24 protein-coding genes are annotated in these 24981 nt (G+C 71.1%); 13 read left to right on the top strand and 11 right to left on the bottom strand.

The genetic code is table 11. The features are described from left to right. Positions 1-100: 100 nt before the first annotated feature. The 7 genes from mtnA to H490_RS18830 all read left to right on the top strand — a co-directional run bounded on the left by mtnA (position 101) and on the right by H490_RS18830 (position 7212). Positions 101-1144 carry an S-methyl-5-thioribose-1-phosphate isomerase gene (gene mtnA, locus H490_RS18860; RefSeq protein ID WP_017882965.1) on the top strand — a complete coding sequence of 348 codons (1044 nt, stop codon included), beginning with the start codon at positions 101-103 and terminating at the stop codon, positions 1142-1144. Between the two features lie 40 nt (positions 1145-1184). Continuing rightward, positions 1185-2243, top strand: a complete 1059-nt coding sequence (locus H490_RS18855) for a BMP family ABC transporter substrate-binding protein (RefSeq protein WP_017882964.1) — start codon at positions 1185-1187, stop codon at positions 2241-2243. A 106-nt stretch (positions 2244-2349) separates the two neighbouring features. Then, positions 2350-3942 (top strand): ABC transporter ATP-binding protein, encoded by a 1593-nt coding sequence (locus tag H490_RS18850; protein WP_051066137.1) that lies wholly within the window; start codon positions 2350-2352, stop codon positions 3940-3942. Further along, the gene (locus H490_RS18845; protein ID WP_017882962.1) at positions 3939-5168 is read left to right on the top strand and encodes an ABC transporter permease; all 1230 of its coding nucleotides are present in this window, start codon (positions 3939-3941) and stop codon (positions 5166-5168) included. The genes H490_RS18850 and H490_RS18845 overlap by 4 nt, the downstream gene beginning before the upstream one ends. Continuing rightward, on the top strand, positions 5165-6079 hold the full coding sequence (locus H490_RS18840) for an ABC transporter permease (RefSeq protein WP_017882961.1): 915 nt from the start codon (positions 5165-5167) through the stop codon (positions 6077-6079). Before H490_RS18845 ends, H490_RS18840 begins: the two co-directional genes overlap by 4 nt. Beyond that, positions 6076-6624, top strand: a complete 549-nt coding sequence (locus H490_RS18835; RefSeq protein ID WP_017882960.1) for a cupin domain-containing protein — start codon at positions 6076-6078, stop codon at positions 6622-6624. Before H490_RS18840 ends, H490_RS18835 begins: the two co-directional genes overlap by 4 nt. Positions 6625-6633: 9 nt before the next feature. Beyond that, positions 6634-7212, top strand: coding sequence for a TetR/AcrR family transcriptional regulator (locus H490_RS18830; protein ID WP_017882959.1), 579 nt, complete (start codon positions 6634-6636; stop codon positions 7210-7212). 73 nt (positions 7213-7285) lie between these two features. Here H490_RS18830 and H490_RS18825 read toward each other — a convergent pair whose 3' ends face one another. The 5 genes from H490_RS18825 to H490_RS18805 all read right to left on the bottom strand — a co-directional run bounded on the left by H490_RS18825 (position 7286) and on the right by H490_RS18805 (position 12543). Then, a complete protein-coding gene (locus tag H490_RS18825; protein ID WP_017882958.1) occupies positions 7286-8383 on the bottom strand; it encodes a CPBP family intramembrane glutamic endopeptidase in 1098 nt (365 codons plus the stop codon). Then, positions 8380-9564, bottom strand: a complete 1185-nt coding sequence (locus H490_RS18820; protein ID WP_017882957.1) for a hypothetical protein — start codon at positions 9562-9564, stop codon at positions 8380-8382. Before H490_RS18820 ends, H490_RS18825 begins: the two co-directional genes overlap by 4 nt. Beyond that, positions 9561-9956 carry a GntR family transcriptional regulator gene (locus tag H490_RS18815; protein ID WP_017882956.1) on the bottom strand — a complete coding sequence of 132 codons (396 nt, stop codon included), beginning with the start codon at positions 9954-9956 and terminating at the stop codon, positions 9561-9563. Before H490_RS18815 ends, H490_RS18820 begins: the two co-directional genes overlap by 4 nt. Before the next feature lie 117 nt (positions 9957-10073). Then, the gene (locus tag H490_RS18810) at positions 10074-11237 is read right to left on the bottom strand and encodes an acyl-CoA dehydrogenase family protein (RefSeq protein ID WP_017882955.1); all 1164 of its coding nucleotides are present in this window, start codon (positions 11235-11237) and stop codon (positions 10074-10076) included. Positions 11238-11277: 40 nt separating this feature from the next. Beyond that, a complete protein-coding gene (locus H490_RS18805; protein ID WP_017882954.1) occupies positions 11278-12543 on the bottom strand; it encodes a CaiB/BaiF CoA transferase family protein in 1266 nt (421 codons plus the stop codon). A gap of 84 nt (positions 12544-12627) precedes the next feature. On the opposite strand from H490_RS18805, the gene H490_RS18800 reads away from it, so the two are divergent. Continuing rightward, a complete protein-coding gene (locus H490_RS18800) occupies positions 12628-14163 on the top strand; it encodes a PucR family transcriptional regulator (RefSeq protein ID WP_017882953.1) in 1536 nt (511 codons plus the stop codon). A gap of 4 nt (positions 14164-14167) precedes the next feature. Here the strand turns inward: H490_RS18800 and H490_RS31935 are convergent, their stop codons facing one another. The 4 genes from H490_RS31935 to H490_RS18790 all read right to left on the bottom strand — a co-directional run bounded on the left by H490_RS31935 (position 14168) and on the right by H490_RS18790 (position 16977). Then, the gene (locus H490_RS31935) at positions 14168-14350 is read right to left on the bottom strand and encodes a hypothetical protein (protein WP_128386317.1); all 183 of its coding nucleotides are present in this window, start codon (positions 14348-14350) and stop codon (positions 14168-14170) included. 111 nt (positions 14351-14461) lie between these two features. Beyond that, entirely contained in the window at positions 14462-15412 is a 951-nt protein-coding gene (locus H490_RS0115500; protein WP_081611582.1) for a LysR family transcriptional regulator, read from the bottom strand. A gap of 60 nt (positions 15413-15472) precedes the next feature. After that, entirely contained in the window at positions 15473-15793 is a 321-nt protein-coding gene (locus tag H490_RS18795) for a glutaredoxin domain-containing protein (RefSeq protein WP_017882950.1), read from the bottom strand. Between the two features lie 5 nt (positions 15794-15798). Then, positions 15799-16977 (bottom strand): MalY/PatB family protein, encoded by a 1179-nt coding sequence (locus tag H490_RS18790; RefSeq protein ID WP_017882949.1) that lies wholly within the window; start codon positions 16975-16977, stop codon positions 15799-15801. Positions 16978-17394: 417 nt separating this feature from the next. Between H490_RS18790 and H490_RS18785 the strand changes: the two genes are divergently transcribed. From H490_RS18785 to H490_RS18765, 5 genes are read left to right on the top strand one after another with little or no spacing between them, the layout of a single operon-like run. Next, positions 17395-19020, top strand: coding sequence for an ABC transporter substrate-binding protein (locus tag H490_RS18785; protein ID WP_017882948.1), 1626 nt, complete (start codon positions 17395-17397; stop codon positions 19018-19020). A gap of 57 nt (positions 19021-19077) precedes the next feature. Next, on the top strand, positions 19078-20067 hold the full coding sequence (locus tag H490_RS18780; RefSeq protein WP_017882947.1) for an ABC transporter permease: 990 nt from the start codon (positions 19078-19080) through the stop codon (positions 20065-20067). Beyond that, positions 20064-20930 (top strand): ABC transporter permease, encoded by an 867-nt coding sequence (locus tag H490_RS18775; protein WP_017882946.1) that lies wholly within the window; start codon positions 20064-20066, stop codon positions 20928-20930. Before H490_RS18780 ends, H490_RS18775 begins: the two co-directional genes overlap by 4 nt. After that, complete coding sequence (locus H490_RS18770; protein ID WP_017882945.1) at positions 20927-22525, top strand: ATP-binding cassette domain-containing protein; 1599 nt, start codon at positions 20927-20929, stop codon at positions 22523-22525. Before H490_RS18775 ends, H490_RS18770 begins: the two co-directional genes overlap by 4 nt. After that, positions 22522-23670: a peptidase C39 family protein gene (locus H490_RS18765; RefSeq protein ID WP_017882944.1), complete on the top strand. Its 1149-nt coding sequence runs from the start codon at positions 22522-22524 to the stop codon at positions 23668-23670. Before H490_RS18770 ends, H490_RS18765 begins: the two co-directional genes overlap by 4 nt. A 34-nt stretch (positions 23671-23704) precedes the next feature. On the opposite strand, the gene H490_RS18760 is transcribed toward H490_RS18765, so the two are convergent. Both H490_RS18760 and H490_RS18755 read right to left on the bottom strand, forming a co-directional pair. Continuing rightward, positions 23705-24319: a hypothetical protein gene (locus H490_RS18760; protein ID WP_017882943.1), complete on the bottom strand. Its 615-nt coding sequence runs from the start codon at positions 24317-24319 to the stop codon at positions 23705-23707. Between the two features lie 26 nt (positions 24320-24345). Beyond that, a complete protein-coding gene (locus tag H490_RS18755) occupies positions 24346-24864 on the bottom strand; it encodes an amino-acid N-acetyltransferase (RefSeq protein WP_017882942.1) in 519 nt (172 codons plus the stop codon). Between the last annotated feature and the right edge of the window lie 117 nt (positions 24865-24981).

Below are 24981 nucleotides of genomic sequence, written 5' to 3'. Positions count from 1 at the left end.
TCTCCTGTGAACGTCTTGTAACCGACTCGTGAACCCGGAAGGCGATCGGGAGCGGTATTCTGTACTGCAGTCATCCGCGATATCCAATAGGGGGCACCGCTTGCGCACGATCGACTGGGTCGACGGAGCCATCGAACTGATCGACCAGACCCTGCTGCCGCACCGCGTCGAGGTGCTGCGGGTCACCGAGCTCCCCGAGCTCATCGACGACATCCAGCGGCTCGCGGTGCGCGGCGCCCCGGCGCTCGGCGTCGCGGGTGCGATGGGCACCGCGCTCATCGCGGCGAGCGTCGCCGAGGCGGGGGGCGACACCGAGCTGGATCGCGACGAGGTGCGCCGTCAGGCGAAGCTGCTGCGCGAGGCGCGGCCCACCGCGGTCAACCTCTCCTGGGGCGTGGATCGCGCTCTCACGAGGCTCGACGCGGGCGCGGAGGCGATCCTCGATGAGGCGCTCGCGATCCGCGACGAGGACATCGCGGCCTGCGTCTCGATGGGCCTGCGCGGCGCGGATCTGACGCGCGAGCTCACGGGCAAGGACCGCGTGCGCGTCATGACCATCTGCAACACGGGCAGCCTCGCCACGGTGGAGCGCGGCACCGCGCTCGGCGTGATCCAGACCCTGCTCGAGCAGGGATCTCTCGAGGAGGCGTTCCCGCTCGAGACCCGTCCGCTGCTGCAGGGCGCCCGCCTCACCGCGTGGGAGCTGCAGCGCATGGAGGCCCCCTTCCGGCTCCTCATCGACTCGGCCGGCCCCTTCCTGCTCTCGCGCGGCATCGCCGACGCGGTGTTCATCGGCGCCGACCGCATCGCCGCGAACGGCGACACCGCCAACAAGATCGGCTCGTTCTCGCTCGCGCTCGCCGCGCAGCACGCGGGGGTGCCGTTCATCGTGGTCGCCCCCGAGTCGACGGTCGACATGTCGACCGCGAGCGGCGCCGACATCGAGATCGAGGATCGCGGCGCTGCAGAGGTCGCCGGCTTCGGCGGCACCCGCACCGCACCCGAGGGCGTCGGCGCGGTCAACCCCGCCTTCGACGTCACCCCGCACGAGCTCATCACGGCCATCGTGACCGAGCGGCGCGTGATCCTGCCCGGTCGCGGCGAGACCCTCGCCGAGGTGCCGCTCGAGGATCTGCGCGCCTAAGCTTCTACCGCTGTCCCCGTTCCACTCGAAAGGATCATCCATGTTCTTCACCAAGCGTCGCGCCCGCGCGGCCCTGATCGCGGGCGCCGCTTCGGCCGCGCTCCTGCTCACCTCCTGCTCCGGCGGCGGTGGCGACAACGGCGGCTCCGAGGCGGGCGCCGAGGGCCCCTCGTTCATCTACATCACGAGCGACCCCATCGGTCAGAACGAGTTCCTCAAGTCGGGCAAGGTCGGCATCGACCGCGTGGCCGAGCAGTTCGAGGGCAGCGCCAAGACCTTCGAGTCGAAGGACGACGCTCAGCGCCGCTCGAACCTCGAGGCCGCGATCGCCGAGGCCCCCGAGGTCATCGTGATGCTCGGCTTCCAGTTCGGCGACGTGGCCGTCGAGCTCGCCGAGCAGAACCCGCAGCAGAAGTTCGTGCTCATCGACACCTTCGTCGAGGGCGCCCCCGAGAACCTCTACCAGGCCACCTTCCGCGAGCAGGAGCCGTCCTACCTGCTCGGCGTCGAGGCCGGCCTGCTGACCGAGGCCGACAAGGTCGGCTCGGTCATCTCGCTCGACATCCCGCTGCTCGCGAAGTACTCCGAGGGCTTCGCCGAGGGTGCGAAGAGCGTCAACCCCGAGGTCGACACCGTCGCCCCGCAGGTCATCGGCGGCGACAACCCGTTCGCCGACACCGCTCGCGCGAAGGAGCAGGCGATCGCATTCGCCGGCACCGGAGTCGACCAGGTCTTCGCCGTCGGCGCCGCCGCGAACGGCGGCATCATGGAGGCCGCCGCAGAGAAGGGCTTCTCGGCCTACGGCGTCGACGCCAACCAGTGCCCGATGGCGCCCGGATTCGTGGTCGACGGCACCATCAAGGCCGTCGACAAGGTGGTCGAGACCGTGGTCGGCGAGATCATGGACGGCAAGAGCTCGACCGAGGCGACCACCTCGTTCGGCCTCGCGGAGGAGGGCATGACGATCGTCAGCCTCACCGAGGACGCCGCCGACTCGCAGTGCACCGTGATGGACCACCCCGAGGTGCTCGAGCAGGTCGAGCAGACCCGCGACGACATCGTGAGCGGCAAGATCGAGGTCAAGGACCCCACCGCGTAACGACCGCTCCGACAACGCCGCCCAGGCTGCGCAGGCCCGGGCGGCGTTGTCGGTGGTGTCGCATACACTCAGAACACTCGCACGGCACACGAACGAAGGAGCGATGATGGTCGCCGAGGTCTCGATGCGCGGCATCACCAAGCGCTTCCCCGGCGTGCTCGCCGACGACAACGTCGACTTCGAGGTCGAGACCGGCGAGATCCACGCCCTCATGGGCGAGAACGGCGCGGGCAAGTCGATCCTGATGTCGATGCTCGCGGGCGTCTACCAACCCGACGAGGGCGAGATCTTCATCCGCGGCGAGCGCCGCACGCTCTCCTCGCCCCTCGACGCGATCGACGCCGGCATCGGCATGGTCTTCCAGTCGTTCAAGCTCTTCCCCTCGCTCACCATCGCCGAGAACGTGGTGTTCCGCGCCGAGCCCACGAAGTGGGGGCTCATCGATCGTCAGGCCGCCGGCCGCCAGGTCGCCGAGATCGCCGAGCGCTACGGCCTCTCGATCGATCCGGGCGCCCGCGTCGACTCGGTGCCCGTCGGCGTGCTGCAGCGCGTCGAGATCGTGAAGGCGCTGTACCGCGAGGCGCGTGTGCTCATCCTCGACGAGCCCACCGCCGTGCTCACCCCGCAGGAGACCAAGCGCCTGTTCGACGTGCTGCGCGCCCTCAAAGCCGACGGCCGCACGATCATCATCATCACCCACAAGCTGAACGAGGTCATGGCGATCTCCGACCGGGTCACCGTGCTGCGCGACGGCCGCAACGTCGCCCAGCTGGTCACCGCCGAGAGCTCGCCCGCCGAGATCACCCGGCACATGACGGGCCGCGACGTCGACCTCAGCACCCCTCCTCCCGCTCAGCGGCCCGGCGAGGTCGTGCTCGACGTGCGGGGCCTCACCGTTCCCGGCACGGGGGAGCGCGACGCCGTCTCGCAGGCCGAGCTGTTCGTGCGCGCCGGCGAGATCGTCGGCATCGCGGGCGTCGCCGGCAACGGGCAGGTCGAGCTGGCCGAGGCGATCATCGGCATGCGCCAGGTCGGCGCCGGCACCGTCTCGGTGTCCGGCTCAGACCTCAGCCGCGCCACCATCGCCGAGCGCCGCGACGGGGGCATCGCCTACATCCCCGAGGATCGCCACGCGGTCGGCAGCGCCGGCACCGCCGACGCGATCGACAACCTCGCCCTCGGTCACCACCGCCGAGCGCCGATCCTGCAGCGCGGCCTGCTCTCGCGCTCGGCGATGCTCGAGCACGCCAAACGCCTGATCCAGCGCTTCGGCGTGAAGATCGCGGGGCCCACCACACCCGTCGGCACCCTGTCGGGCGGCAACCTGCAGAAGGTGGTCGTCGCCCGCGAGCTCGACTACCGCTCTCCCCTGCTCATCGCCGAGCAGCCCACCCGCGGCGTCGACATCGGCGCCATCGAGGCGATCCACCGCGAGCTCTGCGAATACCGCGACAACGGAGGCGCGCTGCTGCTCATCTCGGCCGAGCTCAGCGAGATCATGTCGCTGTCGTCGCGCATCCTGGTGATGTTCGAGGGGCGCATCGTCGCCGAGGTTCCGAAGTCCGAGGCGAACGACGCGCTGCTCGGTCTCTACATGGCGGGCCACGAACCCGAGGAGCGACATCGCCCCGGCGCGTTCGCGGCGGCGCTCGCCGGTTCGACCGCGGCGCAGAACAACGGGAAGGGAGCCGCACTGTGAGCGCTCTGCAGAGAATCGGGCGCTGGCTCGCGGGGCCGATCCCGGTCTCGATCGTGCTGGCCTTCCTCATCGGCGCCTGCTTCATGCTGATCGCGGGCGTCGACCCGCTCAGCGGGTACGCCGCGATGCTGCAGGGGTCGTTCGGCACCGGCGCCGGCCTCGCGAACACGCTGCAGCGCGCCGTGCCGATCATCGGAATCGGCATCGCCATCGCCATCGCCTTCCGCGCCGGCGTGCTGAACCTCGGCACCGAGGGGCAGGCCGGTCTCGGCGCGCTCGCGGGCGGCATCGTCGCGATCTACGTGCCCGGCCCGGCCTTCCTCGTGCTGCTGCTCGCCCTCGTCACCGCGGTGGTCGTCGGCGCCGCCTGGGGTCTCATCGCCGCGGTGCTGCAGAACCTGCTCGGCGTGCCGATCCTGCTCTCCACGCTGCTGCTCAACTACCCGGCGCGCTACTTCTCGTCGTGGCTCATCCGCTTCCGGCTCGACGAGTCGAGCTCCGACCTCGTGGCGAGCGACCAGGTGCGGCCCGAGGTGCAGCTGTCGATGATCGTGCCGCGCGACTCGGGCCTCGCCGAGACGCTGCGCGGCAGCCTCGGCGCCACGAATCCCGTCACGGCCGTGCTCACGGGCGTCAACTGGTCGCTCATCGTGCTGATCCTCGTGGTCATCGCGACGATCTTCATGAACCGCCGCACCCGCTACGGCTTCGAGTCGGGCCTCAGCGGGCAGAACGCCGAGTTCGTGCGCTACGGCGGTGTGAAGCCCGGGCCGCTGGTGCTGCGCACGATGGCACTCTCGGGCGGCCTCGCCGGCCTCTTCGGCCTCATGCTCGTGATCGGGGCGCCCAACACGCGCCTCATCGAGGGCTACTTCGTGCAGACCAACTACGCGTGGACGGCCCTGCTCGTCACTCTGCTCGCTCTCTACCGCCCGGTCGGCATCGTGATCGCGGGCACCTTCTTCGCCGCCATCATGGTCGGCAGCGACGCAATGGGCCGCGAGCTCGGCCTGTCGCCCCAGATCGCGGCCGTGATCCAGGCGCTCGTCATCATCCTGCTCGCGTTCCGCGTCGCACTGCCGCGGTTCCGCCGCAGGCGGGCGGGCGGCGAGGGCGCGGCGGCTCCCCCGCCGCTGCCGACGCCGGGCGAACCGCAGCCCGCCCTCACCGGGGCAGCCGTTCCCGAGACGCCCGACACCGCCGCCGAGAAGGAGTCCGAGCGATGAACTTCCTCGACCTGTTCGACCAGGATCTCGTCTCCTCGGTGCTGCGCTCGCTCATCCCGATCCTGCTCGCGGCCCTCGGAGGCATGCTCGCCGAGCGCGTCGGCATCTTCAACATCGGCCTCGAGGGCATGATCCTCGTCGGCGCGTTCTGCGGCGTCGCGGCCTCGTTCTTCGCGCACAACTGGATCGTCGGCGTGATCGTCGCGATGATCGCCGGCGCGCTGTTCTCGCTGATCCTCGGCTACGGGTCGGTCTACCGCAAGGGCGACCCCATCGTGCTCGCGATCGCGATGAACATCCTGGCGGTGGGCATGACGAGCTTCCTGCTCGTCGCGATCTTCAACGTGCAGGGCGTGTTCCAGGATCCCGGCATCGACGGCATCCCGGTGTGGCGCATCCCGGTGCTCGCCGACATCCCCGTGCTCGGCGCGCTGTTCTCGCTCACGCCGCTCGGCTATCTCGCGCTGCTGCTCGTGCCCGCCCTGTGGATCATGCTGTTCCGCACACCGCTCGGCCTGCGCCTGCGCGGCGTCGGCGAGCGGCCCCTCGCGGCGGCCACCATGGGCGTCAATCCGCAGCGCTACCAGCTGGGCGCGGTCATCGCCTCAGGCGCCCTCGCGGGCCTCGGCGGCGCGCAGCTGGCGCTCGGCAACGTGGTGCAGTTCACCGAGAACATGTCGGCGGGTCGCGGCTGGATCGCCGTCGTCGCGGTCATGCTCGCGCGGGCCCACCCGGTGGGCGTGCTCGGCGCCGCCCTGCTGTTCGGCTTCGCCGACGCCATCGGCTTCCGCCTGCAGTCGTTCGGCCTGCCGCAGCAGCTCACCGACGCGGGACCCTACGTCGTGACCCTGCTCGTGCTCATCCTCATGAGCAAGCGCTTCCGCAAGACACGGGAAGCGGCGCTGGCGTGAGCGAGTCTGCGGGCGGCAGCCCGACCGCGCACGCGGGGGCGCAGCCGGCCGACCTCGCGGGGCTCCCGGCCGAGGCCGCTCGCTGGGTGCGGCACCTCGGCCTCGAGCCGCTCGAGCACGAGGGCGGACTCTTCCGCCGCATGCACCTCGACGAGCACTCGAGCGCCATCTACTACCTGCTCGCAGACCCCGACTTCTCGGCGCTGCACGCCCTCGACTCGGTCGAGGTCTACCACTGGTACGCGGGCTCCCCGCTCCGCCTGCTGCTGCTGCATCCCGACGGCCGCGCAGAAGAGCGGCTGCTCGGCCCCGACCCCGACGCCGGGCAGCTGCCGCAGCTCGTCGTGCCGCCGGGCGTGATGCAGGGATCCTCACCCCTCGGCCCCTGGTCGCTCATCGGCACGACCATGGCCCCGCCGTTCGAATGGCAGGGTTTCGAGCTCGGCGATCGCGAGCTGCTGCAGCGCCGCCACCCCGAGGCGGCCGAGCGCATCGCAGAGCTCACCCGCCCGGTTTCCGATACTTCTTCGGGGTCGGCGCACTAAGGTAGTCGTATGACCGACGCGAGAATCGTCCGAACCAGGGCCGCGCTGAATCGCGCAATCATCGAGCTCGCGACCGAGAAGGCCGTTCCCAGCATCACCGTCTCCGAGCTCGCAGCCGAGGCCGGCATCAACCGCGTCACCTTCTACAAGCACTTCACCACCCCCGCCGAGGCGCTCGGTGCCGCTCTCTCACTCGACCTCGATCAGGCCCGCACCCGCTTCGTCGACGGCTACGCTGCGAACGGCGCAGACCCCGTCGAGTTCCTCCGGGCCAGCGTGAGCGAGGTGCTCGACCACATCGACCGCCACCGCAACCTCTACGAGCTGTCGATCGACTCCCCGCAAGACGGCACGGTGCCGAACCTGCTGGCCGACCACTTCACCGAGACCCTCGAGCAGTACCTCGAGAGCCGCTCCCGACTGCAGCCGCCGCTGCCCGACGTGGATCGCAGCATCGTCGCCAGATTCTTCGCCCACGGCCTCGTCGGCGCGATCAAAGCCTGGTTGCTGAGCGGCTCCTCCGACCACGACGAGGTGCTGCGCTCGGTCGTCGCCCTCTCACCCGAGTGGTGGTTCCCCGAGCACTGAGTGCCGCCCGCCGCGCAGCGCGGCTCGCGTCGCGACACCCGTCCGCGAGGGCGCTCGGACGCTCGACCGCTCATCACCTGCGCGGCGCGAGCTCCGGCTCCCGCTTCAGCTGCCCCGTGAGCGCGAGCACCGCGATGATGCCGGCGAACACGATCCAGCCCGCCACTCCCGCGACGCTCGCGAGCGCGGTGTCGAACGTCTCCAGCTGGCCCGCGGCCATGAACCACACGATCATCCCGCCGGTGCCGTTGAACGCCCCGTGCCCGATCGCCGCCGGCCACACCGAGCCCGATCGCAGGCGCAGCCACCCGAAGACCACGCCCGAGATCGTGCAGTTGAGCGTCATCAGGGCGACGCCGCGCCAGTCGAACAGGCCGTAGTTGTGCCCGAGGAGGGTGAGCGGCGCGTGCCACAGCCCCCAGATCGCACCGCTCAGCAGCAGCGAGGGCCACAGGCCCAGCGGTCGCAGCGCGGGCAGCAGCCAGCCGCGCCAGCCCAGCTCCTCGCCGAAGCCGACGATCGAGTTGGGGATCACCGCGAGGATCGGGAACAGCGCGAGGTTGATCGCGATGAGCAGGCCGGGCTGCGGCATGATCCCCGGGTCCACCCCCTCGGGCAGCGCGGCGGTGTTCGCCTCGACGAAACCCGAGAAGTGCACGAGATCGAGCCGCACCCACCCGAACAGCACGGCCACCGCGGTCGCCAGGGCGAAGACCGCGAGGGGGGCGAAGAGCGCGAGCAGCATCATGCCGACCACCCGCTTGGCGGGTCGCAGGGGCCACATTCCGAGGAAGCGCAGGCGCTCCCCCCGAGGGGTGCGTGTCGCGAACATCGTCACGACCGCCGCGATGGCCGGGGTGAACATCATCGCCGAGGCCGTGATGGGGAACACCAGCTGCGCCGCCGAGCTCTCGAGGTCCATGAGCCAGAGCGGCAGCGCCACGAGCCAGGCCAGGCCGAAGGCCAGCGCGACGAAGACGGCGACCGGCCCCCACGGCACGCGGGCGAGCCGATCGGGGCGGACCGGGCTCGCCGCTGCGGGGCCGCCGATGCTCGCGACGGGGCCGGCCTCGCGCCCCGCCCCGCCCATCGCGCCGGGATCGGCGGCGCTCGCGGCGCCGATCGTCGCGCCCAAGCCCCGTTCGGCCGCCTCATTCATCGCGTCGCTCATGACCGCCTCTCCTCCGTGTTGTCGTGCGTGTCGTGCGTGTCGTCTGCGGCTGCATCGCCGCTCGGCTCTTCGCCGTTGCGCCGCAGCGCGGCGGAGAGCAGCGCGGCCGCGGTGGCGGCGTCGTCGACTGTGAGCGCGAGAAGACGGCCGTCCCGTCGAGTCACCACGAGGCCCTCACCGGTGCGCATGACGATGCCGACGCCCCGCCCCGGTATCCAGCGGGTGCCCCAGCCGCCCCACTCCGCGAAGGGAGCGATCTCGCGCACCTCGACCCGTGCGATATCTCCGATCGGTGCGCGGAAGGCGGGCCATCCGAGCAGGGAGCGGACCTCGATCCCGTCGCGGTCCGCTCTCACCCGGAACCAGAGGTGGGTCGTGAGCAGCACGACCACCAGCAGCAGGGCGCCGAGCATGATCCAGAGCGCGATGCCGACACCCTCGGCGAGCCACACCGAGAGGCCTCCCGCGGCCATCGCGGCGATCGTTCCGAACATCGCCCACCCGAACACCCGCGTGGGTCTCACCTCTCCCGTCCAGACCGCTCGCTCCGTCTCCCCCAGCTCGAGCCTCGGCGGCTCGTCGCCGGGCGGGGCGTCGATGCGCACTCTCGGCTGCACGAAGAACGCGAGCACCCCGAGCGCGATCCCCACCGCGAAGCTGAGGCCGGGGGCCGCCCCCGGGTCTGGCGCGTCTCTCGCGTCCGAGAGGTCGAGCTGCAGGCGCGCGGTGAGCACGGCCATCACCATGATCGAGGTGACGATGGTCAGCGACGCCGCGGCCATGATGCGGTTCATCACCGACCAGACCGCCTGCGTCGACTGTCCCGCGCCGAGCAGCCCGATGAGCCCGAAGAGCACCGCCATGCCGCCCCCGAGGCCGAGGTAGGTCAGCAGGTTCGCGGTCTGGCTGCTGAATCCGTCCGGTTCATCGCCCGACCAGTGCCTGGCGACGGGATCCGGCAGCCGCCCCGACCACGCGAGCAGCACTGCCGTCGCGGCGACGACGACCACGAGCGGCAGGATCAACCCCGCCCACAGCGCCGCGCGCTTCGCCCGGCGCAACTCGCTGCGCTGCTGCGGTGTCAGCAGAGCGAGCTCGGGCGCCTCGGCGCCGCCGAAGGGCTCGTCTGCCGCACCGCCGGACTCGTCGGCGCCGACCGCGCGCAGGTGCCGCTCGCTCATGCGGCGGCCTCGCGCGGCGCGATGCCGAGGGGCGGTTGCGGATCGGCCGGCGTCTCGGCGACGAGCGCTGCGAGCAGAGCGGGGCCGACGCCCAACTGCGCGGCGCGGTCGACGAGCGCACGCACCTCTCCCTGCAGCTCCGCGAGCCCCGCGGCTGCGGGCGTCACCACGGCACCGCGCCTCCGTTTGAGATCGATCAGCCCCTCGTCGCGCAGCTGCTGATAGGCGCGCAGCACCGTGTGCACGTTGATGCCGAGCCCCGTCGCGACCTCGCGGGCGGGCGGCAGGGGACCGCCGGGGCCGATGCGCCCGCTCGCCACGTCAGCGCGCACGGAGTCGGCGATCTGGGCGTAGATGGGGCGCTCGCTCGCCTCGTCGATGCGGATCAACATGACAATAACTCTATATCAAATAGAATTATTGGCGGCGGCATTCGCCGGCGCCGGCCGCTGGCGCCCCTCGCTGACCCCTGGCCGCTGGGGGACCTGCCGCCGCCAGCCCCTGGCGCCTCAGAAGGCGGCGATGCCGGTCAGCTCGCGGCCGATCACCAGCTGGTGCACCTCGTCGGTGCCCTCGTAGGTGCGCACCGACTCCAGGTTGGCCATGTGGCGCATCACGGGGAAGTCGCTCGTGATGCCGTCGCCGCCGAGGATGGCGCGCGCGGTGCCGGCGATCTTGATCGCCTCGCGCACGTTGTTGAGCTTGCCGACCGAGATCTGGCCGTACGTCAGGTTGCCGGCGTCCTTCAGACGGCCGAGGTGCAGCGCGAGCAGCAGCCCCTTCTCGTACTCGACGAACATGTCGGCGAGCTTCGCCTGGATGATCTGCTTGCCACCGATGGGGGTGCCGAACACCTCGCGCTCCTGCGAGCGCGTCACGGCCGCTTCCAGGCAGGAGCGGGCGGCGCCCATGACGCCCCAGGCGATGCCGTAGCGCGCCTCGTTGAGGCACTTGAACGGCGACGAGAGGCCCTTCGAGCCCGGCAGGATCGCGTCGGCGGGCAGCCGCACGTCGGTCAGCTCGATCTCGGTCTGCAGCGAGGCCCGCATGGAGAGCTTGTTCTCGATGGCGGTCGCCGTGAAGCCGGGGGTGTCGGTCGGCACGACGAAGCCGCGCACGATGCCCTCCTCGTCCTTCGCCCAGATCACGCCGACCTGGGCGATGGTGGCCAGCCCGATCCAGCGCTTCTTGCCGTTGAGCACCCACTCGTCGCCCTCGCGACGGGCGGTGGTGAGCATGGTGTTGGGGTCGGATCCGCCCTGGGGCTCGGTGAGCCCGAAGAAGCCGACGGCCTCGCCGCGGCCCATGGCGGGCAGCCACTGCTGCTTCTGCTCCTCCGAGCCGAACTTGTAGATGGCGCCCATCGCGAGCGAGCCCTGCACCGACAGCGCGGTGCGGAAGCCGGAGTCGACCGCCTCGAACTCCATCGCCACGAGGCCGTAGGCCACCGACGACGCGCCCTTGAGGCCGTAGCCGTTCATGTACATGCCGAAGGCGCCGAACTCGCCCACCTCGGGCAGCAGCTCGACGGGAAGACGGCGGTCTTCGAAGGCCTGGTCGATGATGGGGCGGATGCGCGTCTGAGCGAACTCGCGGGCGCGCAGCTGCCAGTCGCGCTCTTCTTCGGTGACGAAGTCGGAGACGTTGAACAGCTGGTCGATGGTGGTGGTCATGGTGGGTCCTTTGCTCAGGGGGGAGGATTCGGGATCGGGCCTAGCGCGGCAGCCAGTCGGCGGTCTGGTGCTCGCCCACTGCGGGCGGCGGGGTCTCGTAGCGGGCGGGAGTGTCGGAGAGCAGGATCGGCGTGGCGACGGAGCGCAGCACGTGCCGCTCGCCGTCGGGGCCGGTCGCGACGGTCTCGGCGACGGGGTCGAGGCCGAGCGAGTCGGCGAGTTCGAGCGCCTGGGCGATGCTGTTCACGCGCCCGGCCGGGATGTTCGCGGCGGTGAAGGCCTCGATCCACTCGGCGGCGGGGCGGGTGCGCAGGGGCGCCTCGAGCGCGGTGCGCAGCTCGGCGCGGTGCGCGACTCGCTCGGGGTTGCTCGCGTAGCGCGGGTCGGCGGCGAGCTCGGGGACGCCGAGCACCTCGCAGAGGCGGGCGAACTGGCCGTCGGTGCCGACCGCGAGGGCGATGGCCTGGTCGGCGGCGTCGAGGGTCTCGTAGGGCGAGATCGAGGGGTGGGCGTTGCCCATGCGCCCGGGCGAGACGCCGGTCTCGAGGGTCGATGAGGCCTGGTTGGCGAGAGCCGAGAGCAGCGAGCCGAGCAGGGTGACCTTGACGTGCTGGCCGCGGCCGGTGCCGGGGTGGTCGGCTGCGCCGTCGCGTGCGCGCAGGGCGGCCTGGATGCCGATGACCGAGTTGAGGCCGGTGAGGATGTCGACGAGCGCGACGCCCACCTTGGTGGGCTCGCCGCCGGCCTCGTCGCTCTGGCCGGTGATGCTCATGAGCCCGCCGACGGCCTGCACGAGCAGGTCGTAACCCGGCAGGTCGCGCCCGGCCGCGTCTCCGAAGCCCGAGATCGAGCAGTAGACCACTCCGGGGTTCTCGGCCGAGACGGCGTCGTAGCCGAGGCCGAACTTCTCCATGGTGCCGGGTTTGAAGTTCTCGATGACCACGTCGGCCGTGCGGGCGAGCTCGGTGGCGCGGGCGATGCCCTCGGGGTCGCGCAGGTCGCACACCACCGAGCGCTTGCCGCGGTTGACACCCGCGAAGTAGGTGCTCTGCCCGACGGCGTTGACGGGGGGCCGCCACTGCCGGGTGCCGTCGCCCTCGGGGCTCTCGATCTTGATGACGTCGGCGCCGAGGTCGGCGAGGATCATGGTCGCGTGCGGCCCGGCGAGCACGCGGGAGAAGTCTGCGACTCGGATCCCGGCGAGGGCTCCGCGGGGGCCGCCCTCGGCCGCGGCCCCCTGCGGTGCAGCGGCTGCGCCGGCGGGGTCTCCGCTCTGGATCGGTTCGGTGCGCGTATCGTCGTTCACATCGCCAGTCTATGGATCGGAGCCCTCGGGGCTCGCCGCATCCTTGCATAGCCTTCGCGCTCTCCCTTGTGCAAGAATCGCCCCATGGCCACCCTCTCCCAGCTGCTCGCGATGCCCGATCTGGGCCTGCGGCTCATCCAGGCGGGCCCCGGCGATCCCGAGATCAGCTGGAGCTCCATCACCGAGCTGCTCGACCTCAGCAGCTATCTCGAGGGCGGCGAGATCATCATGACCACGGGGCTCGCGCTAGCGCCCGACGATCCCCGCTGGCGCGACTTCGTGGCGAGCCTCAGCCGGGCGCAGGTCGCGGCGATCGGCTTCGGCATCGGCGTCAATCACGACCGCGTGCCGCAGCCTCTCATCGCCGCGGCGAGCATGTACCGCGTCGCACTCTTCGAGATCCCCCTCCCCGTGCCCTTCATCGCCGTGAGCAAGGCCATCGCCGCGCTCATCCGGGCCGATGAGCTGCGCGCCGCTCGCGGAGCGCTGCAGGCTCAGCAGCGGCTGCTCGACGGCGCCAGGGGCGGCCAGCGCCCCGCCGAGGTGCTCGCGAGCGTCGCGCAGGCCACCGGCAGACAGCTCGCACTCGTCGCCTCCGACGGCGCGGTGCTCGCGGCGACCGCCGGATTCGCCGCGGCGAACGAATCCGGGGGCACCGAGCACATCGCGCTCGACCGGGAGTCGTCGCTGCGACTCGCGGTCGCCGGGAACTCGCCCCTCACCCCGGAGGGGCACGCCGTCATCGCAGCCGGCTCGATGGTGCTGAGCCTGAGCCTGCGCGGCGACAGCGCCGAGGAGACCCGCGAGCGTGAGCGCTGGGAGCGGCTCACGTCGACGCTGCTCGAGGGCACCGGGTCGCCGTCGTCCGTCGCGATCCTCGCGCCCTCGCTCGAGCTGCCGTCGCGCGTGCGCGCGATCGCGGTGCAGGGGCGCGCCGAAGACGTCGCCGCCTGGCGTCGGCGGCCCCGCAGCGGCCTCGACCGGCTCATCAGCCCCGCCGCCGGGCACACCGGCGCACCAGGGCTCGCGCTCGCCTGGCAGCTCTGCACCGACTCCGAGATCGCCCTCGAGCAGTCCCTCGCCGTCGCGGCGAGCCACGACCTCGACGCGGTCGTCGGCCGCCCCGCGCGCCTCGGCGAGATCCCGCTGAGCCGCCGATCCGCCGCCGCCCGCCTGCGCGCGCTCTCCACCACCGCTCCCCTCTACACGGCGCCGCGGGTGCCGCAGACGCTGTGGGCCGATCGCGACACGCCGCTGCTCGAGGCGCTGCTGGGCATGGGCGGCGCGGGTCCGGCGGCGCTCCCCACTGCGGAGGCCTCCGCGCTGCCAGCCGGCGCGATCGATCCTCGGCGCGTGCTGAGCGTGCGCGTACTCGGCCCGCTCTCGCTCCACGATCCGCAGCTCGGCGAGGCCGACCGCGAGCTGCTGCGCGAGACGCTGCGCGCCGTCTTCGAGGCCGACGGTCAGCGGGGGCCGGCGGCCGCGGCGCTCGGCATCCACCGCAACACGCTGCGCGATCGCCTCGCGCGCATCGAGCGCCTCACGGCGCGCTCACTCGCCGACGCCGACGACCGCGCCGAGCTGTGGCTGGCGCTGCGGCTCGAGAACATGGAGAGGTGAGGCCTCACAGGGCCGCTTCGGCCTCCGGCCCGCCCGCCGCCTCGTGGGGCTCGTGGAGCGCGTGCAGCGCGCCGCGGACATCGCCGTGCAGGAAGTCGTCGACGAGCTCGTCGACGGCGACGGCTTCGTCGGTGCCCTGCGGGATCTCCACCCGAATGCCGGTCTCAGAAACCCTTTTCTTGTCCATGCCTCACCATAACCCCATTTCATCCGGTTCTGCAGCACCGTTCACCGAATTGTGAGAAGCCGCGCCGCATCGCGCGCAGCGGCCCCGGCGCCGCCCGAGCAGCGGGGCCCTTCACACTCCGGCGTCGTCGTCCCCCGGCACCGGGTCGAGCACCCGCCCGGCGGCCCACTGCAGCGAGTCGACGACGTCGAGCACCTCGGCGCGGCTCTCGCCCTTGGCCATCAGAATGGTGAGCTGCCTCCCGTCCCGCTCACCGAGCCCGTAGGCCCGGATCCCGGGGTGCCGATAGCTGATGAGACTGAGCCGCGGCACCACCGAGACCCCCATGTCACGAGCGACCAGCTCCTGCACCACCATGTAGTCGTCGGTGGCGTGCCGGATATCCGGGGCGACCCCCTCCCGTTCCGCGATCCGCAGGAAATGCTGGCGGCAGCTCGGGCATCCGGCCACCCACTTGTCGCGGGAGTGCGCGGCAAGACGACGCGACGCGTGCGCGGCACCAGAGCCTCGCCGCTGCGACACGATGAGCTGAAGCGGATCCCAGCCGGCCGACAGCGCATCGAACTCGCCGTATCGATCGATCGGCTCCTCCTCGTCGTACCGGAACACGAGCGCGATGTCCGCCGCCCCGCGCCGGAGCAGCTCGGGCACCGCGAACGGCTCCTGCTGCTCGAGTTCGAGCGATACCTCTCCACTGCCCGGACGAGCGCTGAGCTCGGACATCGCAGGCGCGACGATGCTCGTGCACGCCGAGGGGAAGGCGATGACGCGGACGGTGCGCGTACCGCCGTCGATGAGATCCTCGACCTCGCGCGCGGCGCGCGCGAGGTGCCCGTCGATGATCTCGGCGTGGTGCAGCAGCCGCTTCCCCGCCTCGGTCAGCTGGATCCCCTTCACCGTGCGGATGACCAGCGCGACCCGCAGGCTCTCCTCGAGCCGGCTCACCTGCCCGCTGAGGGCGGGCTGAGTCCAGCCGAGAGCCCGCGCAGCGCCCGCGAACGAGCCGTGCTCGGCCACCGCGCGGAAGGACATCAACGCTCGGGGATCGATCTCCGAGCTCATGCGGACCCCCGATGAGCGCTGCGGGCCGACCGGTCCCGAGCCGAGAGGGTCCCCCTCATGTCACTCGCCGTCCTCGAGGAGCGCGAGGCGCGCGACCACCTCCGCGGGCGCCGGGTTCACCAGCGCGGAGCCGTCCGAGAAGAGCAGCGTGGGAATGAGCCAGTCGCCTCCGTTGGCCTCGATCGCGATGCGTTCCGCCTCCGGATCCTCCTCGATGAGCACCTCTCGGAACGGCACCCCCGTGCGCGAGAGCGCGGCCTTCAGCCTGGAGCAGTGGCCGCACCACACCGCTGAGAACACCGTCACGGCCCCGGCTTCAGGCAGGTACGGGGCGACCCGCGTCCGCTCCACGTGCTCCGCTCCCGCCTCGCTCCGCTCCACGGTCGTCAGCCTACCCCGTGCGCGCCGGCGGCTCCACGGCCGGGGCCGTCCGCCTCCGCGGCCCGGATGAGACGTTCCATCGCGGCGCGCACCCGGGGGCGCGGCAGCGCCGCGTTGAACCGCACGAATCCTGCTCCGGCCCTCCCGCAGTCCGCTCCGTCGGTCACGCGGATCCGGGTGGCGTCGTACACGGCGCGGGCGGCCGAGACGTCGTCGCGCAGCAGTCCGCTGTCTCGCAGGTCGAGCCAGAGCAGGTAGGTGGCCTCGGGCTCGATCACCCCGATGCCGGTCCGTCCGGCGGACGCGTGCAGCGCGGCCACCGCCTCCCGCAGCGTCTCGCGCAGATCCTCGACGATCTCGTCGAGCCACGCGCGGCCCCGGGCATAGGCGGCCTCGGTGGCGATCACGCCGAGCACCGAGGTGGCGTGCTCGTGCCAGTGCGCCACGCGCCGCCAGTGCCGCAGATGATCGGGATTCGTGAACACGAGCTGGCCGCACTTGGTGCCCGGGATGTTGAACGCCTTCGACGCCGAGGTCGCCGTGATCGTGTGCGCGGCGGCGCGTTCCGAGCGAGCCGCGTAGACGACGTGGGGCCGCTCGCCGAGCACGAGCGGGGCGTGTATCTCGTCGGCGAACACGAGCCCGTCGAACTCGGCGACGATGCGCTCGATCTCGCGCAGCTCCTCATCGGCAGCGACTTTGCCGATCGGATTGTGAGGATTGCAGAGCACGAGAAGTCGGGCTCCGCCGGCGAACGCCGCACGGATCCCGGCGAAGTCGTATCGCCAGTGCGCGCCGTCCTCGATCATCGGCACTTCGATCGCGGGGCGGTTGATGCTCGGCGGCACCGAGAGGAACGGCATGTATCCCGGCGTGGGCACGATGACGGGCACGCCCTCGGGAACGAAGTGGGTGAGGATCGCGCGGAACCCGGTGACCAGGTCCGGAACGGGGCGGATCGTCTCGGCCGCCGGGCGCCACCCGTACGAGGCGGCGAGCCAGTCTCCCACCGCGCTCTGCATCCGCAGGATCTCCTCGTCGTCCAGGTACCCCACGGGGCCCGATTCGAGTGCGGTTCGGAGCGCAGCCGTGACGGCCGGAGGATGCTCGAACTCCATCTCAGCGAGCGAGCGGCCGATATCCCCGAGGATCGTCTCCTCATGCTGGTCCGCTGTGAACGGCATGCGCTCTCCGCTCCCTTCCGAGTGTGCACCGCGCGGCGCTCAGCCGCCGTGTCCAGCTCATCGTATGCGGCGCGAGAACGTCGCAGCTGTTCGATTCGGCTGGGGTGCTCTGCGTTTTCATTGGGGGGCGACGAGAGCGGGAGAGCCCCCGTCCTGCACGGTCTCCGAGCCGGCGCCGCGCCGGGATCCCTTCCCTCGCGCGAGGCCTCCGGGCTCCGGCCGGGATGCCCGGCGCCGATCATCGCGCTCGCCGCTGCAGCACTCTGTAACAGAGCCGTTCTCGCCCGCCCCGGCTGTACTACGCTTGCGGCAACGGCCGCGGCTCGAGCAGCGGTCTCGAGACGGCTCTCTGCGACGCCCGCTCCGCCGCGCGCCGAGCTGCAGGCCGTCACCGCAGAATACGCGAAGGAGCGACCCATGCAGATCACCACTCCCCGGTTCCGGAAGAAGCTCCTGCTGGGTGCCGCGGCCGCACTCGTCGCCTCGCTCGCGCTCGTCGGCTGCGCCGGCGGCGACGCACAGCCCTCGGAGTCCCCCGATGTCACGCTCGTCGATACCGGCGAGGAGATCGACCAGGTCACCGTCGCCTTCCCCGGCTCGCTCGCGAATCTCTACATCGGCCAGGAGAGCGGCATCCTCAACTACAACCTCGCCGCGACGGTTCAGGAGGGCCTCGTCGGCCAGGACGCCGACGGTCAGATCGTGCCTGCGCTCGCCGAGACCTGGGAGACCCCCGACGAGCTCACCTACGTCTTCACCCTCCGCGAGGACGCCAAGTTCCAGAACGGCGACCCCGTCACCCCGGCGGACGTCATCTTCAGCATCGAGCGCGCCCAGGACGCGGAGGCCTCACCCGGCATCTCGTTCTACCTCGCGAACATCGACTCCGTCCAGCAGACCGGCGACGACGAGATCACGATCAGCACGCAGACGCCGGACGCGACCTTCCTGGTGAACCTGTCGAACGCGGGGGCCCTGGTCGTCACGCAGCAGGCCTTCTGGGAGCAGCACGAGGGCAGCATCGGCACGAGCAGTTCCCTGCTCATGGGCACCGGCCCCTACCGGGTGACCGAGTTCCAGCCCGACTCCCACGTGCTGCTCGAGCGCGTGGACACGTGGTGGGGCGGCATTCCCAAGGCGAAGTCGATCCGTGTCAACTTCATCCCGGACGCCAGCACCCGCCTGGCGGCGGCGCAGGGGGGCGACATCGACATCGCGTTCAACGTGCCGATCAACCAGGCCGACGAGTGGCTCAAGCTCGACGACATGCGCGTCGAGTCGATGAACGACCTCTCCTACCTCGGTCTGCTGTTCGACCAGAACGTGGAGCCCTTCGACGACATCGACGTGCGCACCGCGATCGCGCAGAGCATCGACCGGGACGTCATCGCCGAGAAGCTGCTGCGCGGCTACGGCGAGCCGGCCTCCGCGATCATGACCCCCGAGTCGCTCGTCGCGGCCTACGACGGCGACGCGGCGCGGGAGGCCCTCGCGAGCATTCCCCAGCACGAGTTCGACCTCGAAGCCGCGAAGAAGCTCATCTCGGGAACCGAGGCCGAGGGCCTCGAGACCGAGCTCACCTACCCGAACACCGGCCCCCAGATCGGCATCGCCGCACAGGCGATCGCCGAGAACCTCGGGGAGATCGGGATCGACGTCTCGGTGCGAGAAGTACCGATCGAGGAGTGGCTCGCGACGATCGGTGACGGGGAGCACGGCCTCGGATTCATGTGGTACTTCTCGACCACCGGCGACCCGGCCGAGGTGAACAGCTATCTCGTCGGCCCCGCCAACCCGAACGGTTTCGAGAGCGATGAGGCCGCGACTCTCATCTCAGAGGCCAACGCCCTCACCGACCCCGTCGAACGTGCCGAGAAGCTGCTCGAACTCGAAACGCTGAACGCGGAGGAGGTCGTGAACGCCCCGATCTGGTGGGGCAAGTCGGTGACGGCCTTCTCCAATGAGATCGGCGTGCGCGACTACAGCCCCTTCACCTTCACCGGTGTCTGGGGCGCGCAGCTCTTCGCGGCCGAAGCCGAGTAGACGAGGACAGAGGGGTTCGGGGGCGCCTCGCCGCCCCGGAGTCGGAAAGGTGGTGTCGTGACCGATCGGTTCAGACGGCGGCGCGCGCTGGGCGAGCGCCTCGCCGGCATGCTGGCACTCAGGATCGCGAGCGTGCTCGTCATCCTCCTCGTGATCTCGTTCCTGACCTTCGCGCTGCTCTATCTCGCGCCTGGCGACATCGTGAAGAATCTGCTCGGCAACCGCCCGGTCTCCCCGGAGACGGTGGCGACGATCAGCGCTCAGTACCGGCTCGACGATCCGTTCATCACCCGCTACCTCGACTGGCTGCTCTCGGCCGTGCGCGGCGACTTCGGCACGTCGATACGCCTGCAGCAGCCGGTCCTCGAGGTCATCGCGAGCCGCATCGAGGTGACGGGCCTCCTCATCGGTCTCTCGTTCCTGTTCGCCCTCGTCACCGCGATCCCCCTCGGCATCCTCAGCGCGGCCCGCAGCGGTACCGCTCTCGACCGTGCGGCGAGCGCGGCCTCCTTGCTCGGCCTCTCGGCGCCCAGCTTCGCACTGGCGATCCTCGCGATCACGCTGTTCGCGATCCTCGTGCCCGTCTTCCCCGCATACGGCCCCGGCACCGGCGGTCTCGATCGGCTCTGGCACCTCATCCTGCCCTCCGCGGTGCTGGCGATGGGGATCGGCGCGATCCTCATGCGGATGACCCGCGCAGCCGTGCTGCGCGAACTCGAGAGCGACGCCGTGGTCTTCGCGAGGTCTCGCGGCATCTCCGAGAACCGGATCCGCCGAATCGCCCTCCGCAGCGCCCTCATCCCGATCGTGACGAGCGCGGGCCTCATCCTGACGTTCATCATCGGCGGCACCATCATCGTGGAGACGGTGTTCGCGCTCCCGGGCATCGGGCAACTGCTCCAGCAGGCCGTGCTGTTCAAGGACTTCCCCGTGGTGCAGGCCATCACCCTGCTCGTCGCAGCCGCGATCGCGGTGATCACGATCCTCGTCGACCTGAGCTACCTGCTGCTCGATCCGCGCGTTCGCACTCGGGAGCTGACATCATGAGCATGCGCACCCCCCAGATCTCCCTCACCGACAGCGTGCGCTCGACGCCCCGACGCCCCCGTAGCTGGAGCACGACCCTCTCCGCCGTCCTGCTGGCGCTCGCCGCCGCCACGGCCGCGATCTCTCCGCTACTGACCGGACCCGCCTCGAAGCAGAGCATCCTCGACGCACTGCTCCCGCCCGGCTCCCCCGGGCACTTCCTCGGCACCGACGAGCTCGGCCGCGACGTGCTGCTCCTCACGCTCGCAGGTACGGGCTCGGCGCTGGCCGGCCCGCTCGTCATCGCGACGGGATCGATGGTCGCGGCGATCCTCATCGGCACGCTCGCCGGGTACCTCCGCGGCCCGATCGACTGGACGACGGGGCGCCTCGTCGACATCCTGCTCTCGCTGCCGGTCATGCTGGTCGCCCTCGTGGTCGCGGGAATCTTCGGCGCCGGCTACTGGGTGACCGTCGCGATGCTCATCGCGCTCTTCGCACCCTCCGATATCCGCATCATCCGCGCCGGTGTGATCGAGCAGGCGCCGCGCCCCTATGTCGAGGCGGCCCAGATGCTGTCGCTCTCGCCGGCGCGCATCATGTACCGCCACATCGTGCCGAACATCTGGCCTCTCATCATGACCAATTTCATGCTCAACCTCGCCATCGCGCTCGTGACGCTCTCGTCCCTGTCGTTCCTGGGCATCGGGGTCGCGCCAGGCACCGCGGACTGGGGCAGGCAGATCACCGACGGGCGCGGGATCGTCGGCGACAATCCCGCGATGATGGTCGCCCCCGCGATCCTCATCGTGGCGGTCGCGATGGCGATCAACGTGCTCGGGGACCACCTCGGGGACCGCCTGCGCGAACGGGGGATCCAGTGAACGGGGCTGCGGGCTCGGGCGTGCGCGTCTCAGAGCTGGAGGTGGCGAGCTCCACCCGGCGAATCGTCGCGCCGCTCGATCTGCAGGTCGCGCCGGGCGAGACGCTCGCCATCATCGGCGAATCGGGATCGGGCAAGTCGCTGACGGCGCGCGCCATCACGGGCCTGCTGCCGCGCGGGATCAGGGCGACGGGGCGGGTCGCCATGGACGGTTTCGACTACGACGTCGCCGCGGCGTCCGCCGACACCTGGCGGCAGGTGCGCGGGCGTCGAGCGGTCCTGCTGCTGCAGGATCCCTTCACGAGCCTCAGCCCGGTGATGCGGTGCGGACGGCAGATCGCCCTGACCGTCGAAGCTCGACTGCGGGCGGAGAGAGTCGCCCCCGATCGCGAGCGTCTGCGCGCGGAGGTCGAGCGGCGGCTCGCCGAGGTGCAGCTGCCGCCGCGCGTCGCCCGACAGTACCCCTCGGAGCTCTCCGGCGGGATGCGGCAGCGCGTCGCCGTAGCGGCAGCGCTCGCGGCCGAACCCGAGCTGCTCATCGCCGACGAACCGACCACGGCGCTCGACGCGAGCACGCAGGGGGAGGTCCTCGATCTGCTGCGCTCTCTGCAGGAGACCCGCAGCATGAGCCTGATCCTCATCAGCCACGACCTCGGGGTGGTCGAGGGTCGCGCCGACAGCATTCTGGTCATGCGCGACGGCGAGGTCGTCGAGCGCGGCGAGATCGAGCGGGTGATCCGCGATCCGCAGCACGAGTACACGCGCGCCCTGATCGCTGCCAACCCTTCCCTCGGCGATGCGACCCCGCCCCGATCGCTCTCCGCGGCGCCGGCGCTCACCGCGACCGGCATCTCGAAGTCCTTCGGCGCGACATCGGCGCTGACGAACGCCGACATCGATGTCGCGCCCGGCGAGGTCCTCGCGATCGTGGGCGAATCGGGTTCGGGCAAGTCGACGCTCGCGCGCTCCATCGCGGGCCTCGAGATCCCCGACAGCGGCGAGGTCACGCTGCGCGGCAGGCCGCTTCCTCCGGGGCGCCGAGGCCGGCGCCCCGACGAGATCCAGATCGTTTTCCAGGATCCGTACTCCACGCTCAATCCCTCGTTCACGATCGGGCAGACGCTCGAGGAGGCCGTCCGCGCTGGATCCAGGCGCGACCGCACCGCGGCCGAGCTGCTCGAGCTCGTCGAGCTCGATCCCGGCTTCGCGGCCCGGCGCCCCTCGCAGTTGTCGGGCGGCCAGCGGCAGCGCGTCGCCATCGCGCGGGCCCTCGCCCCGAACCCCGAGGTGCTGATCTGCGACGAGAGCGTGTCCGCCCTCGACGTCTCGGTGCAGGCCCAGATCCTCGCCCTCCTCACCCGGCTGCGCGACGAACTCGAGCTCGCGATCCTCTTCATCACTCACGATCTCGGCGTGGTGGGGCGCATCGCCGACCGCGTCGTCGTGATGCGCGGCGGTGAGATCGTCGAGCGCGGCGCCACCGAGCGGGTGCTGCGGGATCCGCAGCACGACTACACCCGCATGCTCGTGGCGGCGGCCCGTCACGACAGCATGCGTGCACCCGACGATCCCCGACACCCGGAAGGACTGCGATGAACGCCGACGACCGCACCAGCCACTCGATCGAGGCGCGCAGCGGCGCCGAGCTCCCCTCGTCGCTGCGCGCGGGGCTCCCTCAGGCCAGGCTCGCTCTGTGGGAGGTCGAGCGCGAACTCTGGGCGCCCCGCACACTCCTCTGGACGGATGCCGACGGCAGCGTGCTCGGCGCCGCGCTCACCGCCGGGCGCCCGTTCACCGCCTACCGCAAGATCGTCGATGTCGTGGCCCCCTCGGAGCGCGTGTGGCGCGAGCTCGTGGGCGCCGCGCGCTTCGATGCACCGCCCGTCGGCGAGACGCGACCGCAACCGGTTGTCGTGCACTTCGAGGAGCAGCGCGCGCTCGCGCCGCTCACGGGCGGGCAGCGCGAGGCGCTCTCCGCGCTGGGATTCACCTCGGCGCCGAAGCCCGTTCCGTCGGTGCCCAGCACGCGCGCGGGAGACCCCGCGGAGGTGGCCGCCTGGTCGCACTGGCTCGGCGAGCGCCCTACGCGCCTCGCCCCCTACTACGGGCAGACCACGGAGGTCACGTGCGGAGCGGTCTCGTCGCTCATGGCGCTCGAATCGCGCGGACGCGACGGTTTCAGCCCGAGCGATCTCGCGGCGAACCGCACCGCGGAGATCTCCTTCTGGCGCCGCATCACGAATCTCCCGGCCTGCGAGCCGGTCGGTCTGGCCGTTGAGACGGCCGAGACCGGGGTGCTCCCCGAGCTGCCACGAGTCGTGCTCAGCACGACGGAACCGGTGCTGCTCGAAGAATTCGAGAACGACGCCGATCGAGCGCTGCGCATCGACCTGCAGCACCAGGCGCTGCGTCGAGCCGAGGAGCTGGGGCTGCCGATCGAGCGCCGCTGGATCGAGGTCGAGGAGATCGCCCGGCTCGTGCAGGACGGCGCGCAGGTGCTCCTGCTCATCGATCTCACCGAGCTCATCGCCGACCCCACACCCCACTGGGTGCTGGCCGCCGACGTCGTCCACGACAGCGACGACAACGACGTGATCATCCTCTCGGATCCCTGGATCCACTATCCGAACGGAGAGACCTGGGTCGACACCTACGCGCTGCCGCTGCCGCTGCCCTCCGTGGACCGGGTGACCCGCTGGGGTGCTCCCGCGTACCGGGGCGTCGTGGTCCTCCCCGCTTGAGCGGATAGAGCCGCTCGCGCCGAAGCGGCCGTCCCTAGTAAAGCAGGAACTGCGCCGTGCCCGCCCCCTGCGCGCCCGCCGCGGCGACGCTCAGGTGGTACGAGGCGCCTCCGGCCGCGACGGGGTCCCGTGTGATCTCGCAGGTCTCGGGGCTGGACCGCGTGCGGTCCCACACCACGGGCTCGGTCTCGAGCGGGGCGCCGGGGTCGAGGATCACCGCGAGGTGCTCGGGGTTCTGCTGGCAGTCGATCGAGCGCCACACCTGGTCGTCGCCGCTCGTCACGGCGAACTCCATGCCCGCCGTGCCGAGGTCGGCGGAGCAGGCCTCCTGGCCGGTGTTCTCGACCGTCAGCGCGAACTGCGGCAGCTCGCCCTCGGCGTAGTCGGTCTTGTCGGTGATCGGTGCGACCTGCAGCTGCGCGGGATTGCACGCCGGCACGTCATCGTCGGCGTCGTCGGCCTCGGCTGCCGCCAGGTCGCTCGGAACCTCGACCTCTCGGGCGTCCTGCGCGCTGCCGCTCGAGCCCGGCTTCACGAACACGAGCACCACGACGGCGATGACGGCCAGCAGACCCGCGAGCACGAGGATGCGGCGCCGGATGTAGACCTTCCGGTCCTTCGGACCCACCGGGTTGCGCAGCGTCGACATAGCGTCAGCGTAACCGCGAAACGGCGTCAGAGCCGCTTCAGCATGCGCGTGTTGCCCAGTGTGTTGGGTTTCACGCGCGCGAGGTCGAGGAACTCGGCCACGCCCTCGTCGCTCGAGCGCAGCAGCTCGGCGTAGACGTCGGCCGCGACCAGCTCGGCGTTCTCGCTCACCTCTTCGAAGCCGTGCCGCCCGAAGAAGGCGGTCTCGAACGTCAGGCAGAACAGCTGGGCGAGGCCGAGTTCGCGGGCGCGCAGTTCGAGCGCCTCGAGCAGCCGGTGGCCGACGCCGCGCCCGAGCCAGTCTTCCGACACCCCGAGCGTGCGCACCTCGCCGAGCCGCTCCCACATCACGTGCACCGCGCCGTAGCCGATGACCCGGTCCGCGTCATCAGTGGCCACCAGGAACTCGGGCACGGCGGCGTACAGGTCGACCAGGTCCTTGCCCAGCAGGATTCGTCGCACCACGAGCGGCTCCATCAGCGCGACGATGCGCGGCACGTCATCGGTGCGCGCGCTGCGGATGCGGATCTCTGCGGGCTCGGTCATCCCACCAGCTTAGAGGGAGCACCCCCTCGCGACGGCACACCTCACGGTGCGAACGCCGCGACGCCCCGCCCCGGAACGCGTGAAGGGCCCGCTGCAGAGGCAGCGGGCCCTTCACGG

This window comes from Leucobacter sp. UCD-THU (assembly GCF_000349545.1).
GTDB classification, from domain to species: Bacteria; Actinomycetota; Actinomycetes; order Actinomycetales; family Microbacteriaceae; genus Leucobacter; species Leucobacter muris.
The sequence above is the reverse complement of the archived record's forward strand: the minus strand, read 5'-3'. Positions and strand labels throughout refer to the sequence as shown.